Source organism: Streptomyces sp. SID13031, assembly GCF_010548305.1.
Taxonomy (GTDB): Bacteria; Actinomycetota; Actinomycetes; order Propionibacteriales; family Kribbellaceae; genus Kribbella.
This window is the reverse complement of the sequence record NZ_JAAGLV010000052.1, coordinates 1-1,279: the sequence shown is the minus strand read 5'-3', so window position 1 is coordinate 1,279 and position 1,279 is coordinate 1. Positions and strand designations below refer to the sequence as shown.

General features: G+C 64.3%; 1 protein-coding gene. It reads left to right on the top strand.

What is annotated here, in order from left to right; all coding sequences use genetic code 11:
• Positions 1–83: 83 nt before the first annotated feature.
• A partial coding sequence (locus tag G3I17_RS39180) for an HNH endonuclease signature motif containing protein (protein ID WP_164604492.1) occupies positions 84–1,279 on the top strand: 1,196 nt, incomplete at its 3' end.

Genomic DNA, 1,279 nt, shown 5'->3' with positions numbered 1-1,279 from the left:
AGTTCCTGCTGTTCGTCGATCCCTTGTAAATAAGGAGTTCTCGGCTTTGAAAACTGTCGGTGGGGTCGTCTATCGTTTCGGGTATGGAGATCTCGCAGCTACGACTGCCGTGCCTGCAAAGTGACAGCGAACTGCTGATCACCGCAGACACGGTCGACGCCGTGCTGTCCAAGCTGATCACCTACCGGCTCAACGTCACCGCCGACCTCGAATCCCGCGGCCTGGCCACAGAACTCGGCGCCAACAACACCGTCGAACTCCTCTCCCTGCGCCACCGCCGCAACCGCGGCGACATCCGCCGAGACCTCAAATTCCTCAAGAACCTGCCCAAATACGAAGCAGTCATCGCAGCCCTGCCCGACCCCCACGCAGACGACAACGCTGTTGTTGAGGTTGCCGTGTTGACGCCGGACCTGGCCCGGGTGATCGTCGCGACCCTGGAGAAGGCCCCGCCGACCGTGCCTGTCGAGGATCTGCGGGTCGCGGAAGAACAGCTGATCGAAGCCGCCCGCCACCTGACCCCCGACGAACTACGCGACTTCGGCCGCCAGGTCCTCGACCGGCTCGACACCGACGGCCCCGAACCCGCCGAAGAAGCCGCCGCGCAGGCAGAGAACTTGTGGATTCGTCCCGTGGACCACGGGTTGAAGTTCGGCGGTTTCCTGTCCGGTGAGAACGCGGAACAGTTCCAGACCGCGATCCATGACCTGGCCAAGCCCCACAAGACGATCGACGGTGACCCCGACCCGCGCTCTCGCGACAAGCGCCAGGCCGACGCACTGATCACGATCCTCGAAACCGCTATCGGCAACACCTCCGGGCCAGGCATCCCGCACATCACCGTCACCATCGACTTCGCCGACCTGAAAGCCCTGACGTCTGAGGCCGTCGGTGAACTGGTCTTCGGTGACAACCTGTCCGCGTCTGCGGTCCGCCGTCTCGCGTGTGACGCGTTTGTTCTCCCGATCGTCCTCGGCACGGATTCCCAGCCGCTGGATGTGGGAATGGACTACCGGTTCGTCACCCGCCCGATCCGCCGGGCCCTGATCCGCCGCGACAAGGGCTGCGTGATCTGCAAGGCCCCGCCGTCGCACTGCCACGCCCACCACATCATCCACTGGGTCGATGGCGGCCCGACCTCGATCACCAATTTGGTGTTGTTGTGCGGTGCTCATCACCGCGCTGTCCATGCGGGTCACTGGTCGGTGAAGATCAGCGACGGCGTCATCCAGGTCACCCGCCCTGAGTGGACAGTCCCCACCCCCGGCCGCCTCACCAT